The 15,989-nt window shown below is 37.6% G+C and carries 14 protein-coding genes; 11 read left to right on the plus strand and 3 right to left on the minus strand.

Features of this window, described 5'->3' with window-relative positions; all coding sequences use genetic code 11:
• The first annotated feature begins 111 nt into the window (after positions 1 to 111).
• Positions 112 to 1,293 carry a formimidoylglutamase gene (locus AQF98_RS18210; protein ID WP_055133389.1) on the plus strand — a complete coding sequence of 394 codons (1,182 nt, stop codon included), beginning with the start codon at positions 112 to 114 and terminating at the stop codon, positions 1,291 to 1,293.
• Here AQF98_RS18210 and AQF98_RS18215 read toward each other — a convergent pair.
• Complete coding sequence (locus tag AQF98_RS18215; RefSeq protein ID WP_055133390.1) at positions 1,285 to 1,755, minus strand: Lrp/AsnC family transcriptional regulator; 471 nt, start codon at positions 1,753 to 1,755, stop codon at positions 1,285 to 1,287. The genes AQF98_RS18210 and AQF98_RS18215 overlap by 9 nt on opposite strands.
• A gap of 376 nt (positions 1,756 to 2,131) precedes the next feature.
• Here AQF98_RS18215 and AQF98_RS18220 point away from each other — a divergent pair, with 376 nt between their 5' ends.
• A complete protein-coding gene (locus AQF98_RS18220; RefSeq protein WP_055133391.1) occupies positions 2,132 to 3,283 on the plus strand; it encodes a TlpA disulfide reductase family protein in 1,152 nt (383 codons plus the stop codon).
• A gap of 171 nt (positions 3,284 to 3,454) precedes the next feature.
• A complete protein-coding gene (locus AQF98_RS18225) occupies positions 3,455 to 4,618 on the plus strand; it encodes a TlpA disulfide reductase family protein (protein ID WP_055133566.1) in 1,164 nt (387 codons plus the stop codon).
• Positions 4,619 to 4,705: 87 nt separating this feature from the next.
• Here AQF98_RS18225 and AQF98_RS18230 read toward each other — a convergent pair whose 3' ends face one another.
• Together AQF98_RS18230 and purD are read right to left on the minus strand one after the other, a co-directional pair.
• Entirely contained in the window at positions 4,706 to 4,927 is a 222-nt protein-coding gene (locus tag AQF98_RS18230) for a hypothetical protein (protein WP_055133392.1), read from the minus strand.
• 155 nt (positions 4,928 to 5,082) lie between these two features.
• Positions 5,083 to 6,354 carry a phosphoribosylamine--glycine ligase gene (gene purD, locus AQF98_RS18235; protein WP_055133393.1) on the minus strand — a complete coding sequence of 424 codons (1,272 nt, stop codon included), beginning with the start codon at positions 6,352 to 6,354 and terminating at the stop codon, positions 5,083 to 5,085.
• A gap of 231 nt (positions 6,355 to 6,585) precedes the next feature.
• Here purD and AQF98_RS18240 point away from each other — a divergent pair, with 231 nt between their 5' ends.
• From AQF98_RS18240 to AQF98_RS18275, 8 genes are all read left to right on the plus strand, one after another.
• Positions 6,586 to 6,891 carry a hypothetical protein gene (locus AQF98_RS18240; protein WP_055133394.1) on the plus strand — a complete coding sequence of 102 codons (306 nt, stop codon included), beginning with the start codon at positions 6,586 to 6,588 and terminating at the stop codon, positions 6,889 to 6,891.
• 157 nt (positions 6,892 to 7,048) lie between these two features.
• Complete coding sequence (gene secA, locus AQF98_RS18245; protein WP_055133395.1) at positions 7,049 to 10,357, plus strand: preprotein translocase subunit SecA; 3,309 nt, start codon at positions 7,049 to 7,051, stop codon at positions 10,355 to 10,357.
• A gap of 127 nt (positions 10,358 to 10,484) precedes the next feature.
• Positions 10,485 to 10,925, plus strand: a complete 441-nt coding sequence (locus AQF98_RS18250) for an SPOR domain-containing protein (protein WP_055133396.1) — start codon at positions 10,485 to 10,487, stop codon at positions 10,923 to 10,925.
• A 17-nt stretch (positions 10,926 to 10,942) separates the two neighbouring features.
• The gene (locus tag AQF98_RS18255; RefSeq protein WP_055133397.1) at positions 10,943 to 12,124 is read left to right on the plus strand and encodes a M20 family metallopeptidase; all 1,182 of its coding nucleotides are present in this window, start codon (positions 10,943 to 10,945) and stop codon (positions 12,122 to 12,124) included.
• Between the two features lie 194 nt (positions 12,125 to 12,318).
• Positions 12,319 to 13,263 carry a hypothetical protein gene (locus AQF98_RS18260; protein ID WP_055133567.1) on the plus strand — a complete coding sequence of 315 codons (945 nt, stop codon included), beginning with the start codon at positions 12,319 to 12,321 and terminating at the stop codon, positions 13,261 to 13,263.
• Positions 13,264 to 13,370: 107 nt separating this feature from the next.
• The gene (locus tag AQF98_RS18265) at positions 13,371 to 14,939 is read left to right on the plus strand and encodes a serine hydrolase (protein WP_055133568.1); all 1,569 of its coding nucleotides are present in this window, start codon (positions 13,371 to 13,373) and stop codon (positions 14,937 to 14,939) included.
• 8 nt (positions 14,940 to 14,947) lie between these two features.
• On the plus strand, positions 14,948 to 15,613 hold the full coding sequence (locus AQF98_RS18270) for an SGNH/GDSL hydrolase family protein (protein ID WP_055133398.1): 666 nt from the start codon (positions 14,948 to 14,950) through the stop codon (positions 15,611 to 15,613).
• A 65-nt stretch (positions 15,614 to 15,678) separates the two neighbouring features.
• On the plus strand, positions 15,679 to 15,978 hold the full coding sequence (locus AQF98_RS18275; RefSeq protein ID WP_055133399.1) for a GIY-YIG nuclease family protein: 300 nt from the start codon (positions 15,679 to 15,681) through the stop codon (positions 15,976 to 15,978).
• The last annotated feature ends 11 nt before the right edge of the window (positions 15,979 to 15,989 follow it).

A 15,989-nucleotide genomic window follows, 5' to 3' on the forward strand; every position in this document is an offset into this window, starting at 1 on the left:
AAATGACCGATTCTTCATGTATTTAAAGATGTATGGTTCATTTTTTTTAGGATGTTCATTAATATATGCGCTCAAAAATAGATATTTGATGCCAAACATTTATACCGCTTTATGTCTTTATCAGATTTTTTTTCACCCATTAATCCAGAAAAGTTTAGTCCTAAACAAGGGTTTTATACTAGTCAGCTCGGATTAAAGGCCAATTTCTATACCGATCGCTTTCCAGAATTAGAGGATAAAGCCTTCGATATTGCCATTTTTGGGGTGAAAGACGATCGGGGAGCAGTAAATAATAATGGTTGTGCTTTGGCCGCAGATCACTTTCGCGAACAATTTTATACCTTAAATGAAGGGGCTTTTGTAAGTAAGATTGTTGATTTGGGAAACATTATTGCTGGTAAAGAAATATCTGATACCTATTTTGCAGTGAAGACCGTAGTGGCCGAATTGGTTAAGCTGAATATTCTGCCGGTAATTATTGGTGGTGGACAAGACATTACCTATGCGCAGTACATGGCCTATGAGCATTTAGAGCAAAAAGTAGATTTGGTAGTCATCGATTCGAAATTTGATTTGGATGAAGATGGTCACGAAGGCATTGCAACCACTTCCAATTCTTATTTGAGCAAGGTTTTTCTGCACCAACCAAACTATCTCTTCAACTTTAGCAATATTGGCTATCAAACTTATTTTGTAAACCAAGATAGCTTGAAAGTAATGGATAAGCTCTATTTTGATGTGCACCGTTTGGGCGAGTTTTTGCCCGATATTACCTTAACAGAACCTATTTTGCGCAATGCGAACATGATCAGTTTTGATATGGGGGCCATTCGTTCTGGCGATGCCGGAGCCAATATCAATGCTGGCCCGAATGGGTTTTACGGAGAAGATGCCTGTAGGATTACCCGTTATGCAGGAATGAACGACAAACTAACCTCTATCGGTTTCTATGAATTTAACCCTGCTTATGACCGCAATGGGCAAAGTGCCATGTTATTGGCACAAATGGTTTGGTATTTTATTGATGGATACTATAGCCGCAAGCAAGATTTTCCATTGACGCCAAAATCTCAATATATCATTTATAGGGCAAGTTTAAAAGACGGTTCTGGAGAGATGAGTTTTGTAAAAAGCAAGCGTTCAGATCGTTGGTGGATGCAGGTGCCATATCCTTCGGGCATCTCTAAAAATGAAAGATATCATTTGGTGCCTTGTCGATACGACGATTACAATACCGCAGTAAATGGCGAAATGCCAGATTTGTGGTGGCGTACCTACCAGAAATTAAGTTAGCGGATAAGCTGTTTCGCTTTTTGGTTCGGAGAGCACAAAATAACTCTGAACCGTGGTAATGTTTTCTAGCGTAGCTAATTTATTTCTTAAAAATTGATGATAGGCATCCATGTCTGTGGTGGCAATACGCAGAATGAAATCGTGTGCGCCAGTCATTTGCAGGCACTCCATCACCTCGCTAAATTTCGACACCTCGGTTTCAAATCTGTTTAGGGTGGTAGCGGTATGGTCTTTTAATAATACATGCGAAAAGGCGATCAAATTTTTATTGATTTTTTTTCTGTCCAGAATGGCCACAATCTTTTTGATATAACCTTGTTCCTTTAATCGCCTAATACGCTCGTGTATGGTAGCTATAGATTTATATAATTTCATTGCAATCTCTTTATTGGTTAAAGAGGCATCGTGTTGCAGGAGGTTAAGAATCTCTAAATCAACAGAATCTAAGTTTTTTTGAGTCATTGTTGTGGCTGTAAAATGAAAAAAACAAATACAATTTGGTTAGAAAGTGGTATAAAACTGAAAAAAAGAATAAATAAAACTCAAATATCCATAAAATTTATGGAATAATTAAGGTCTATTGGTTTTATTAGCTGTAATGCTCATTTTTATTAAAAATAAAAGATGCTGCATAAATCGGTTCATCTATCAAAAGATTAGCCAGATATCTCACCCAAAATAAAGAGTTAAAGGATTACTATTTTGTTGAAATCCTGACTCAGTAAACGGCTTGTCTTTTAATTTATAATAGATATTGAACAACATCTACCTAAAAAAACATATAAGTGACCGAACCCGCATTTTTTGCAATGCGTATTAACAATCTAAAAATTTAACCATGAAAAAACTATTATTATCTGCTATCTGCCTACTTCCGATAGGCTTAATGGCGCAAGAGGCTTTTACCATTAAAGGTAAAGTAGGGAACTTAAATGCACCTGCAAAAGCTTATTTAACTTACAGTGTTGGTAAAACAAAAGTAAGCGATTCTGCTACCGTAACCAAAGGTGCCTTTGAGTTTAAAGGAAACATAGAGTCGCCAACTATGGCATCTATTAGAATTAAACATGATGCTAGCCCAGTTAATCCAGACCCTAAAAAACGTGTGCCATTAGATGTGGTGCAACTGTATTTAGAAAAAGCAACCATTAATGTAACAGCGAAAGATTCTGTTAAAAATGCCAAAATAACTGGCTCGAAAATTAATGATGACAATGCCAGGTATAAAGCCTTATTTGCAAAAATGAATGCCGATGTAGAGACGTTAATGAAAGAATATAATGGCTACAGCAATGAGCAGAGAAAGGACACTACTTTTATGAAGCCATTTATGACAAGATATAATGCAGCCAATAAAGAGAGAGGTCCAATGAACAAAAAGTTTGTAGAAGAAAACCGTAATTCCTACATCGGTTTGGTAACTTACAGGAGCATTATGGGTTATGATATTGACCCTACCGTTGTTGAACCAGAATACCACAAATTTTCGGCTGCTTTAAGAGCTACACAAGTAGGAAAAGATATTCAGACTGCCATTGATGGGGCTAAAAAAACTCAGATTGGCACCATGTTTACAGATTTTACACAGTATGATCCAGAAGGTAAAGCGGTAAACTTGTCTAGCCTTAAAGGTAAATATGTATTGGTAGATTTTTGGGCTTCGTGGTGTGGCCCTTGTCGTCAAGAAAACCCACATGTATTGGCCGCTTACAGCAAATACAAAAACAGAAACTTCGAAATATTGGGCGTATCACTTGATGAACCAAATAAGAAGGCAGAATGGTTAAAGGCAGTTAAAGATGATGGTTTAACTTGGCCTCAGGTTTCGGACTTAAAAGAAGGTGGCAATACTGCAGCCAAACTTTATGGAGTTCAGGCTATTCCTTTTAATTTCATTATGGATCCAAGTGGTAAAATTGTTGCCAAAAACCTTAGAGGAGACAAACTGGAAGAGAAATTAGAAGAATTATTAGGCGGAAAAACAAAATAGCCATTCAACGATAAAGAGAAAAGCCTGGTCACCGGGCTTTTTTTGAAAACGGGTACTACAAACCCCAAATAAACACATCAATATGAGGTTGAATTGACCATCAAACCTCTCTGATAAACGGCAGAATTTATATATTTGATTAAAATAACCAAAACCCAATTTTATAACCCAATGAAAAAATTAGTATTATCTGCTATCTGCCTACTTCCCCTAGGTGTAATGGCACAACAAGCTTTTATAGTTAAAGGTAAAGTAGGTAGCTTAGATGCACCTGCAATGGCTTATTTAAGTTATACTTCTGGTAAAACCAGGGTAATCGACTCTGCTGCAGTAACCAAAGGTGCCTTTGAGTTTAAAGGAAACGTAGAATCGCCAACTACAGCAACGCTTAGAATTAAACACGATGCTACTCCGGTTAATCCAGATCCTAAAAAACGGATACCAGCAGATCAGCTCTCTATTTATTTAGAGAAAGCAACCATTAATGTAACAGCGCCAGATTCGGTTAAAAAAGCAAAAATAACAGGGTCAAAAGTTAATGACGACAATGCGAGGTTTAAAGCCTTATTTACAAAAATAGATGCTGATGTAGCGGTGTTAATGAAAGAATATAACGGATACACCACTGAACAGAAAAAGGATGAAAATTTTATGAAGCCATTTATGGAAAAATATAATGCGGCCAATAAAGAAAGAATGCCTTTGACTAAAAAGTTTGCTGAAGAAAATCGTGACTCTTATATCGGCTTATCAGCTTATAGAAGTGTAATTGGGTCTGATTTTGATCCAAAGGTAGTAGAGCCAGAGTTTTTAAAATATTCTGCTGCAGTTAGAACAACAGCTTTGGGGAAATATATTGATGAATCAATTCAGGGAGCGAAAAAAACGCAGCTTGGCTTAACAACTGATTTCACCCAAAATGACCAAAATGGCAAACCTGTTAAATTATCTGATTTTAAAGGTAAATATGTACTGGTAGATTTCTGGGCAGCATGGTGTGGGCCGTGCAGACAAGAAAATCCTAATGTTGTAATCGCTTACAATAAATTTAAGGATAAGAATTTTACAATATTGGGTGTTTCTTTAGATGGAATGACTGAAAAAACCAGAACGACCAAAGAAGATTGGTTAAAAGCGATCGAAGATGATAAATTAACTTGGACTCACGTTTCAGATTTAAAAGGCTGGGACAATGAAGTGTCTAAAAGCTATGGCATTGGTGGTATACCTTTTAACTTCCTAGTTGACCCAACAGGTAAAATTGTTGCTAAAAACCTTAGAGGAGAAGAACTGCAAACCAAACTAGCAGAACTATTAGGTGGAAAAACCAAATAAATAAGTAATTCCGAAAAAAAACGGGCTGTCTCAAAATAAAAAAGAGACAGCCCGTTTTTTTATGCTAAGCCGAGTAAGTTAAATGCCTTACGAAGCATTGCAAGCTCCTCCGTCGATAGCGCCAAATGGACAAGCAGATTGCGCCTCATTACAAGTCATCCTGCCTAGATGTATTGATTGATCAGAATTATGACATGTCCAATCACATGAAAATTGCCAACCCATGCCATTACAGGAATCAATACTATCAACACCTCCCAATACTTTTTTCATTTCTGTTTTACTTAATACATTCATTTTTTTCATCATTTTTTTGATTTAATAGGGTTTAAAAGATTGATAATTAGGTAATCTAAATCTATACAATTTTATTGATCTCTATAAGTGATTAAAAAAATGAACAAAAAGGAAAGCCCCGAAAAATTTTCGGGGCTTTTTTAGGATAGGAGATTTGAGTAGTTCAGTTACATCAAATCAAACCCTATATCTTCTCTAAAATATTTGCCATCAAAATAGACACGGGCCGCATCAGCAGTAGCACATTGTAAGGCATTAAATTGGTTATCTTGAATACTAGTAATGGCAATCACTCTTCCGCCGTTGGTTTTAACTACTCCACCTTCTAGATTGGTGCCTGCATGGAAAGCCAATGAATCGCGGAGATTTTCTAGACCAGAAATTGCTTTGCCTTTCTCATACTCGCCAGGGTAGCCACCTGCAACAATCATTACTGTTGCCGCACTTTTATTGCTAATATTGATTTTATAATCGCCTAATTTCTTTTGTGCACAAGCATTAAACAATTCTACCAAGTCATTCTCAATTCTTGGAATTACACTTTCAGTTTCAGGGTCGCCCATGCGGCAATTGTACTCAATTACATAAGGTTTGTCGCCAACTTTAATTAGTCCAAAGAAAATAAAGCCTGTATAATCGATTTTATCTTTTACCAAACCGTCAATAGTGGGTTGGATAATGCTGGTTTTAATTTCGGCTAAAAATGCTTCGTTGGCAAATGGAACCGGAGATACAGAACCCATACCGCCAGTATTTAAACCAGTATCGCCTTGTCCAATTCTTTTGTAGTCTTTGGCTTCTGGTAAAATCACATAGTTTTGTCCATCGCTCAATACAAAAACCGAAAGTTCAATTCCCGTTAAAAACTCTTCAACCACAACAGTGCTTCCGGCATTGCCGAATTTGCCACCTAACATTAATTTGAGTTCTTCTTGCGCTTCTGCAGTATTGTCTATAATCAACACCCCTTTCCCAGCGGCCAAACCATCGGCTTTTAAAACAATAGGTAAGGCATGGGTTTGTAAATAGGCCAAACCATCTGCTAGGTTTTCATTGCTAAAAGACCTAGATTTTGCTGTCGGAATGCCATGGCGTTCCATAAATTGTTTAGAGAAGTCTTTACTTCCTTCTAAAATAGCGCCTTCCTTTTTAGGACCAATAACCGGGATGTGTGCCAAAGCCTCATCATTGCTAAAAAAATCATGGATACCATTTACCAAAGGTTCTTCTGGACCAACTACTAAAAGCTCAACGCCTTCTTTTAGCGCAAATGCCTTTACAGCCTCAAAATCATTCGGATTGAGGTTTACATTTTTACCGTAAGCACTAGTGCCAGCGTTTCCAGGAGCGATAAATAATTTTGAGCATTGAGCAGATTGGCTCATTTTCCAGGCAAAAGCACATTCTCTTCCACCAGAACCTAATAGTAAAATTGTCATGGCAACAAAGATATTGCTTTACTTTTAGAAGACATATAAAATATAAATAAATAGCCAACAGTAAATAGGGAATAGATAATGGGCAATAGGGGTAAATTTGTTTATCTATTTACTATTGCCTATTTCCCATTTCCTAAATTAGGCCCTCAAGCGCTTTAGCACCGTTATAAGAGATTTAGATGCAATCATATTTCTATATGTAAAAGATTAAAATTAGATTTGCCGCTAGAAATGAAGCACATTGTTACCATATCTCTGGTTTTTTTTAGCCTAACTCACCTTGCCAAAACTGAGCGAGTAGAGAGTTTAAGGATATTGACCGAGCGCTATTGTAACAGACAACAGGTTTCTACCCAAACAATTACACAGGATTCTGATCAACTGAATGATGATTACCAAAGTCCTTTCTTTTTATCTTATAGCGAATTAGCTTCTATAGGAGCATTGCCTAAACTACAAGTTGCTAAATACAGAGCACAGAACCAAGTTGTTGCAGATCTTGCAGTTGTAGATAAACCAAAAAATAACAGTCCTTAGTTACCTTTCTTTTAAAATAACAATGCTGCACTATCGAAATGATAGGCAGGTTCGAGTTTTTAACTCCCCTCAACTGCCAAGTTGGCTTATACGTAAGTAATGGCTTGGTTGTTGCAAATTGATCATTTTTGAATTTTTATAAACACAGATACACAACATGTTAGGATTTTTAGCCAAGATATTTGGAAGCAAATCAGAAAGAGATATTAAGGTGCTACAACCCTTAGTTCAACAGATAAACGAAGAATATGCAAAATTAGCCTCATTAAGCAATGATGAGCTACGTCATAAAACCATCGAATTTAAAGCAACTATTGCTGAGGCATTGGCCACTATTGATGCAAAAATTGCAGAAACAAAATTGAATGCAGAGAATCAAGAACTGTCATTACAAGAGAAAACTGCTTTGTATGAAGAAGTTGATGCTTTGGCCAAAGAAAGAAATGTAGAGCTTGAAAAAGTATTGCTACAAATTATGCCAGCAGCTTTTGCGGTAGTTAAAGATACTTCACGCCGTTTAAGCGAGAACGAGGCACTAGAAGTAACCGCTACACAATTTGATAGAGATTACGCAGCCCGTAAAAACAATGTTAAAATTGTAGGCGATAAAGCTTATTGGGCCAATAAATGGGATGCAGCTGGTACGGAAGTAGCCTGGAACATGGTACATTACGATGTACAGTTGATTGGTGGTATGGTATTGCACAGCGGTAAAATTGCAGAGATGGCTACTGGTGAGGGTAAAACCTTGGTAAGTACATTGCCTGCATATCTCAATGCCCTAGCAGGCGAAGGTGTACACATCGTAACGGTGAATGATTACCTTGCTCGACGAGATTCAGAGTGGAATGGTCCTTTATTTGAGTTCCATGGTTTAAAGGTTGATTGTATTGATAAACATGAGCCAAACTCTCAAGAACGTAGAAATGCGTACTTGGCAGATATTACCTACGGAACAAACAACGAGTTTGGTTTCGATTACCTGCGTGACAATATGTCGCAAACGCCAGACCAATTGGTGCAACGTAAATTGCACTTTGCCATGGTTGATGAGGTCGATTCAGTTTTAATTGATGATGCCCGTACCCCATTGATCATTTCTGGTCCAGTTCCTTTTGGAGATCAACATGAGTTTCATGAGTTAAAACCACGTATCGAGCGTTTGGTGAATGCCCAAAAAACATTTGTAAGCCAAGCCTTAAACGACGCAAAAAAATTAATAAACGATGGTAAAACCGGCACCGAAGAAGGCGAAGGTGGTTTAGCCTTATTACGTGCACACCGTGGTTTGCCAAAGAATAAAGCTTTGATCAAGTTTTTAAGTGAAGGAAGTGTAAGACAGACTTTGCTTAAAACAGAAAACTATTACATGGCAGATCAGTCTAAGAATATGCCAAAGGTAGATTCTGAGTTGTTCTTCTATATCGATGAAAAAAATAACCAGGTAGAATTAACAGAAAAAGGAATTGAGCTCATTACCCAACAAGGTGAAGATGTAAGTTTCTTCGTTTTGCCAGACGTGGGTACCGAAATTGCCGAAATTGAAAAATCTAGCTTAAGCAGTGAAGAGAAAATTGCGCAGAAAGACGCTTTAATGCGTGATTATTCTGTAAAAGCAGAGCGCATCCACTCGGTAAACCAGTTGTTAAAAGCCTATACCTTGTTCGAGATTGATGTAGAATACATTATTGATGAAGGCAAGATTAAAATTGTAGATGAGCAGACTGGCCGTATCATGGATGGTCGTCGTTATTCTGATGGTTTACACCAAGCAATTGAGGCTAAAGAAAATGTAAAGGTAGAAGATGCCTCACAAACTTATGCTACGGTTACCTTGCAAAACTTCTTCCGTATGTACCACAAATTGTGTGGGATGACGGGTACGGCAACTACCGAAGCAGGCGAGTTCTGGTCTATCTATAAGTTAGATGTGGTAGAAATACCAACTAACCGTGTAATGGCCAGATTAGATCATCAAGATTATGTATACCGTACCATTAGAGAAAAATACAATGCTGTAGCAGAAGAAATTGTAAAATTAACAGAAGCAGGCCGCCCGGTATTGGTGGGTACTACTTCAGTTGAGATTTCGGAGTTGTTAAGTAGAATGCTTAAACTACGTGGCATTAAGCACAACGTGTTAAATGCGAAGATGCACCAGAAAGAGGCAGACATTGTAGCAGAAGCAGGTATTGCAGGTACAGTTACCATTGCTACCAACATGGCAGGTCGTGGTACGGATATCAAGTTAGGCCCAGGCGTTAAAGATGCTGGTGGTTTAGCTATTGTAGGTACAGAACGCCATGAGTCTCGTCGTGTAGACAGACAGTTGCGTGGTCGTGCAGGTCGTCAGGGAGATCCAGGAACTTCTCAGTTCTTTGTTTCATTGGAAGATAACTTGATGCGTTTATTTGGTTCAGAGCGTATTTCTAACATCATGGTTAAGATGGGTATCGAAGAAGGTGAAGTAATTCAACACTCTATGATTACCAATTCTATCGAACGTGCACAGAAAAAAGTAGAAGAAAACAACTTTGGTGTGCGTAAACGTTTGTTAGAGTATGATGATGTAATGAACTCTCAACGTTCGGTAATCTATGCTAAACGTCGCAATGCTTTATTTGGCGATCGTTTAGATGTAGACATGAACAATATGGTATTTGATGTTGCAGAAGATATTGTAACCGAATACAAAGAAAGTTCAAACTACGAAGGATTTAGATTAGAGGTGATCAAAAACTTCTCATCAGATACTGCAATTACAGAACAAGAATTTGGATCGAAAAACATCCATGCCCTAACAGATATCTTATTTGAAGAGGTAACTACTTTCTATGCTCGTAAATCTGAAGGCATTATGGGCCAAGCTTTACCAGTATTAAAGCAGGTTTTTGAAGAGCGTGGAGAACATGTTGAACAGGTTGTGGTTCCATTTACAGATGGTATCCGTCATATCCAAGTACCAGTTGACTTGAAAAAAGCATTGGCCAACAAAGGACGTGAAGTAACAAAAGCTTTCGAAAAAACCATTATCCTTGCTTTGATTGACGATAGCTGGAAAGAGCATTTACGTGAAATGGACGAATTGAAACAGTCTGTACAAAATGCGGTTTATGAACAAAAAGATCCGTTAATTATTTATAAAATGGAAGCCTTCAATTTATTCAAAAGCATGTTAAATGTGGTGAATAAAGAAGTAGTGAGCTTCTTATATAAAGGTGGTATTCCGGTGCAGCAAGATGCTGATGATGTGAGAGAAGTTCAAGCACCAAGACGTGAGCAGAGCAAACTGAAAACATCTAAACCAGAATATGGCCAGGCAGACAGTAGTGCCATGTCTATGGAAGATACAAGAGAAATGGCTCCACCACAACCTATTCGTAAAGAAGTTACAGTAGGCCGTAATGAGCCTTGCCCTTGTGGTAGCGGTAAGAAATATAAAAACTGCCACGGTGCAAACGCATAATTTGTAATACAAGATAAGAATGCCGAATTTTGCAAAAAGTTCGGCATTCTTTTTTTAGAAATAGCTCGTTTTGGAGAGGCTGAAATTTGGTCCAATTATTGGAAATGTGGTTTTTGAATTGTGATTTATGGTAAGAATTTATCTTTTTTTGGTTTGTATATTTTGCTTTGAATATTCCTTTGCACAAACAAAGGGAGAAGTAACCGTAGTGAAAGATCCACTTATTGATAGTTTAATTGCCAAACGCATTGAGCTCAATAAGAAAAAACCGACTACAACTAACCCAACAGGTACCACCATCGTATCGCAAATGGGGTATCGGGTACAGATTTTTTACGGGTTGGATAGAAAAGAAGTTTTCAGTGGACAGGATAAATTTAAGGCACTCTATCCCAAACTAAGAACATACATTACCTACAAAGAACCCAATTATTATTTACGTGTAGGCGATTTTAGGACCCGATTGGAAGCCCAAAACCTGCTGAACGAATTGAAAGGGATTTTTCCCACCCTATTTATCTATCGGGAAAAGATCAATGCCCCAGAACTAGAAGAAACTAACAAGTAGCTTAAAGAGAAAGACACATGAAAAATAAAATACAAGAATTATCAGCCAAAATATATAACGATGTAGTGGCTTATCGCCATCATATTCATGCAAATCCGGAGCTTTCTTTTAAAGAATTTAATACGTCTCTTTTCATTAAAGAAAAACTTACAGCCTGGGGTATCGAATTTATCGATATGGCCAATACAGGTGTAGTAGGTTTAATCAAAGGCAAAATTCCTTCAGACCAAGTTATCGCTTTGCGTGCTGATATGGATGCTTTACCCATACACGAAGCAAACGATAAACCTTACCGTTCTAAAAACCATGGTGTAATGCATGCCTGTGGGCATGATGTACATAGCTCTTCTCTTTTAGGTACAGCTTACATCTTGAGCCAATTAAAAGATGAATTTGCAGGAACGGTCAAACTGATTTTTCAACCTGCAGAAGAGCTGTTACCAGGTGGAGCAAGTATCATGATTAAAGAAGGGGTGTTAGAAAACCCAAAGCCACAAGCAATTGTTGGCCAACACGTAATGCCATTGATTGAGACGGGTAAAGTTGGTTTCCGTTCTGGTATTTACATGGCTTCTACAGATGAATTGTATGTAACAGTTCACGGAAAAGGTGGCCATGGGGCACAACCGCATCAAAATATAGATCCAGTTTTAATTACCGCACATATCATTGTGGCTTTGCAGCAAATCGTAAGTCGCAATGCCGATCCGCGTTTACCATCAGTACTGTCATTTGGTAAGGTAAATGCAAATGGGGCTACCAACATTATCCCGAATGAGGTAAAACTAGAAGGAACGTTTAGAACCCTGAATGAAGAATGGAGGAAAGAGGCACACAAGCTCATGAAAAAAATGGCCGAAGGCATTGCCGAAAGTATGGGTGGTAGCTGCGATTTTAACATTATGCATGGTTATCCTTTCTTAATTAACGAAGAAGAACTAACAGCCAATGCCCGCACCTTTGCAGAAGATTATTTAGGTAAAGAAAACGTAATTGATCTAGATATTTGGATGGCAGCAGAAGATTTTGCCTATTATTCGCAGGTTACCGATGCTTGTTTTTATCGTTTGGGTACAGGTAATGCCGCAAAAGGAACTACCTATTCTGTACACACACCAAACTTTGATATTGATGAAGATGCTTTAAGAACCTCAACGGGTTTGATGGCTTACATCGCTTTGAAACAACTAGGAAACTAAAAATAAGATGTAAAATGGATGATGGAAAATGTAATAGGTCAGCAAGTTTCCCATCTGCCATTTTACCTTTACCATTTTCCCTTTGCCATTTTACATCTTACCTTTACCCTTTTACATCTACCCTCTGCCATTTTACGTTTGCCATTTTCCATCTTCCATTAAAAAATAGGCAGGATAATTGTAAGAAGTACCACATGAAGAAAGTAATTCTATCACTGGCTTTATTTTTATGCTTTCTGAACATTCGAGCTCAGGAAATTCCTCGTTTTAATCCAGATACCATTAGAACAATTACCTTGGATTCGATCATAACCAAGGGTGCACGTTTAAATGTTGAGCGGTTTATCAATGCCGTGATCAACGATACCAGTTTTTATCAGGCTTTTCGGAACATGAAAAAATATACGTTCATAGCCGAAAATAGAGTGTATACCTACGATAAAAAAAACAAGATCGACGGGAAAATCTATCGGAAGATTAAACACAATAACAATGGCCCCTATAAAATGGAATATCTCGTTAAGGAAGACAATGGTAGGGTATATAAAAAGAATGGGAAATACCAGCTCTATACTGTGGAGATGTTCGATTATATCTTTATGAATGCGTATAATAGCGATTTTATACCCAATGCGCCCATGACAAATGGAAAAGGAGGCGGTACCAACGAAAGCTATAAAGATAAATTAAAGACCTTGATTTTTAATCCGGGAAGACCCATTAAAGGCCTCCCATTTATTGGAAACAAAACCCAAATCTTTACGGCCAATATGCGCCAATATTACGATTATACCTTCTATACCGCTACCTACCTGGATTCGATTCCAGTGTATCGGTTCAAGGTGGCCGTTAAACCTGATTTGAGCAGTTGGACAAAAGATGGCTTAATGATCAAAGAACTGGTTACTATTTTCGACCAAAGAAATTTCGAAATCTTGGGCCGTTATGTAGACATGAAATACAGCAACATGTTATTTGATTTTGATGTACAGATGAACATTGAAATGAGCTATTTTGATGAAGTGAAACTGCCAACCAAGATTACCTATCAAGGCAATTGGGACTATCCCTTCAAAAAAGAAGAAAGAGCTAGTTTTCTGGTGGTGCATAAAGATTACAAGTTGGGTACAGGCAAATAAGGTTTTACGCTCGAAAGTTTAAAGCCAATTCTCCAAACCTTATGCCTTCCACCTTAAAACCTTATACCTTTTTATTATCTTTAAACGTTTTATTATACCCTAAACTTATGCAATCATTTTATCCTATCCGAGCCAAGGTACTTTTGGTAGCGGCACTATTTTCTGGTCTTGGTGTACAAGCCCAAGTATTAACCAGTAAACAGATTGATAGCGTTGCCGAAAAAACATTGAGCACCTTTAATGTGCCGGGTGTAGCGGTAGCTGTAATTAAAGATGGAAAGATCATTCATTCAAAAGGTTATGGTATCCGCTCTATCAAAACCAATTTAAAGGTTGATGAAAATACACTTTTTGGAGTAGCATCAAACACTAAAGCGATGACAGCTGCCTCCCTAGGCATGTTGGTTGATGAGAAAAAGATAACATGGGATACAAAGGTTACCGATGTTATTCCGGAATTTAAATTATACGACCCCTTTGTAACCAACGAATTTACAGTACGAGATTTGCTAACCCACCGCAGTGGTTTAGGCTTAGGTGCGGGCGATTTGATGATCTGGCCAGATTCATCAACGGTAGATAAAAAACAATTGATCCATAACCTAAGATATTTGAAACCTGTTTCATCTTTCCGTACCAAGTACGATTATGATAACCTATTGTACATTGTTGCAGGCGAGGTGGTGGCCAGAATTTCTGGGATGACTTACGATGAGTTTATCGAAAACAGAATATTCAAACCATTGGGAATGACAAAAACTGCGGCTTCTTGGTACCGCTTAAAAGATAAATCGAATGTAATTGATGGACATGCTCCATATGAAGATAAATTGCTTCCTGTTGGTTTAAGTTTTGGCGAAATTGCCAATGCAGCTGGTGGGGTTTATTCTAACGTAACCGACATGAGCAAATGGATTACTGCCATGATCAATGGCGGTAAATATGGAGATAATTTAGATAAAAGATTGTTTAGTGCTGCAGTTGCAAAAGAATTGTGGACACCACAAACATTGATCAATAATGGAAACCCAGCTAGCTTTAGCAGCTATGGTTTGGGCTGGTTCTTAAGCTCTGTAAATGGTAATTTCCAGGCTACACATACAGGCGGTTTATCTGGTATTGTAACCCAGGTAACGATTTTACCCGAACTGAAGCTAGGAATAATTGTATTGACCAACCAACAATCTGGTGCGGCGTTTAATTCCATTACCAATAGCATTAAAGATGGTTATTTAGGGATTAAAGGAATGAACCGCATTAAAACCTATAACGATAACAGATTAAGAAACGAAAAGGAAGCCAAAGAAATTGTAGACAAAACCTGGGCAGATATTGCAGCATCGCAAAAAGCTGCAGGTGCTAAACCAGAGGCGAAGAATTATTATGGAACCTTTAACGATGATTGGTTTGGTCAGGTGACAATTAGTGAGGTAAACGGGAAAATGCACTTCAGGGCTAAAAATGCACCAAAACTAAGAGGAGACATGACCTATTACAAAGGCAATACCTTTATTGTAAAATGGTACGATAGAAGTTTAGATGCTGATGCTTTTGTGAATTTCTCTTTAGACAATGAGGGCAAACCTAATGGATTTAAAATGACGGCTATATCGCCATTAACAGATTTTAGCTTCGATTTTCAAGATTTAGATTTTAAACTAATCAATATCAAATAATTAAAAAAATGAAGAATTCTATTAAAATTGGCAGTTTGGTAGCTATCGTTGCTATTTTATCTTTATGTGTAGCCATGAAAGCAAAACCTAAAAAAGTAATCTTCTTTGGCGATTCAATTACCCAGGCAGGTGTGCAAGGCAATGGTTACATCAATCTATTGAAAAAGACTTTAGATCCTACTAAATATGAGCTGATAGGTGCTGGTATTGGTGGCAATAAAGTGTACGATCTTTATTTAAGGATGGAAGAAGATGTGTTGGCCAAAAAACCGGATCTAGTAGTCATTTATGTAGGCATTAATGATGTGTGGCATAAATTGGGTGCAAGAACAGGTACCGATTACGATAAGTACTTAAAGTTTTATCAAGCTTTGATCACTAAAATACAGGCCAATGGAAGTAAGGTGGTATTGTGTACCCCTTCTGTTATTGGCGAAAAGAAAGACGATGCCAATGAGGTTGACGCCGACTTAAACAAATATGCTGCTGGAATTAGGGAACTGGCTACCAAAAATAATTTGCCCCTTTGCGATCTGCGAAAAGCATTTACTGCTTACGAAGCAAAAAACAATACTGAAAATAAAGATAGAGGTATTTTAACCAATGATATGGTACACCTTAACGATATAGGTAACCAATTGGTAGCCGATACGATGTTGCCTTTTATTAAATAATGGGTTCCGTCATTGCGATCCCAATTCTTATTGGGAGAAGCAATCTTTTTTAGTAGATAAATAATATGGAACGTGGTGGAGCAGTTTATATCATTACGAATTATACACAAACAACGCTGTATACTGGAGTAACTTCAGAACTATTATTTAGAATAAAAGAACATAGAGAAAAAATTTATCCCAATTCTTTCTCGGCAAAATATAAATTGACCAGATTGGTTTATTTTTGCTTTTATCAAACAATAGATGAAGCAATTGCCGAAGAAAAAAGGATAAAGGGCGGAAGTAGGGCAAAAAAGATAAAATTAATACAAGATATGAATCCTGATTGGAGGGTTTTATGGGAAGAGGTGAAAGAATGGTGAATAAGTTTACT

Origin of the sequence: Pedobacter sp. Hv1 (genome assembly GCF_001412215.1) — a bacterium.
In the GTDB taxonomy this organism is placed as follows: domain Bacteria; phylum Bacteroidota; class Bacteroidia; order Sphingobacteriales; family Sphingobacteriaceae; genus Pedobacter.

What these genes read in the sequence shown, in the direction of transcription:
- AQF98_RS18240 (WP_055133394.1), top strand. Translation starts at nt 6,586, where the DNA reads ATGAAGCACATTGTTACCATATCTCTGGTTTTTTTTAGCCTAACTCAC.
- AQF98_RS18225 (WP_055133566.1), top strand. Translation starts at nt 3,455, where the DNA reads ATGAAAAAATTAGTATTATCTGCTATCTGCCTACTTCCCCTAGGTGTA.
- AQF98_RS18230 (WP_055133392.1), bottom strand. Translation starts at nt 4,927, where the DNA reads ATGATGAAAAAAATGAATGTATTAAGTAAAACAGAAATGAAAAAAGTA.
- AQF98_RS18220 (WP_055133391.1), top strand. Translation starts at nt 2,132, where the DNA reads ATGAAAAAACTATTATTATCTGCTATCTGCCTACTTCCGATAGGCTTA.
- purD (WP_055133393.1), bottom strand. Translation starts at nt 6,354, where the DNA reads ATGACAATTTTACTATTAGGTTCTGGTGGAAGAGAATGTGCTTTTGCC.
- AQF98_RS18270 (WP_055133398.1), top strand. Translation starts at nt 14,948, where the DNA reads ATGAAGAATTCTATTAAAATTGGCAGTTTGGTAGCTATCGTTGCTATT.
- AQF98_RS18260 (WP_055133567.1), top strand. Translation starts at nt 12,319, where the DNA reads ATGAAGAAAGTAATTCTATCACTGGCTTTATTTTTATGCTTTCTGAAC.
- AQF98_RS18215 (WP_055133390.1), bottom strand. Translation starts at nt 1,755, where the DNA reads ATGACTCAAAAAAACTTAGATTCTGTTGATTTAGAGATTCTTAACCTC.
- AQF98_RS18210 (WP_055133389.1), top strand. Translation starts at nt 112, where the DNA reads ATGTCTTTATCAGATTTTTTTTCACCCATTAATCCAGAAAAGTTTAGT.
- AQF98_RS18255 (WP_055133397.1), top strand. Translation starts at nt 10,943, where the DNA reads ATGAAAAATAAAATACAAGAATTATCAGCCAAAATATATAACGATGTA.
- secA (WP_055133395.1), top strand. Translation starts at nt 7,049, where the DNA reads ATGTTAGGATTTTTAGCCAAGATATTTGGAAGCAAATCAGAAAGAGAT.
- AQF98_RS18275 (WP_055133399.1), top strand. Translation starts at nt 15,679, where the DNA reads ATGGAACGTGGTGGAGCAGTTTATATCATTACGAATTATACACAAACA.
- AQF98_RS18265 (WP_055133568.1), top strand. Translation starts at nt 13,371, where the DNA reads ATGCAATCATTTTATCCTATCCGAGCCAAGGTACTTTTGGTAGCGGCA.
- AQF98_RS18250 (WP_055133396.1), top strand. Translation starts at nt 10,485, where the DNA reads ATGGTAAGAATTTATCTTTTTTTGGTTTGTATATTTTGCTTTGAATAT.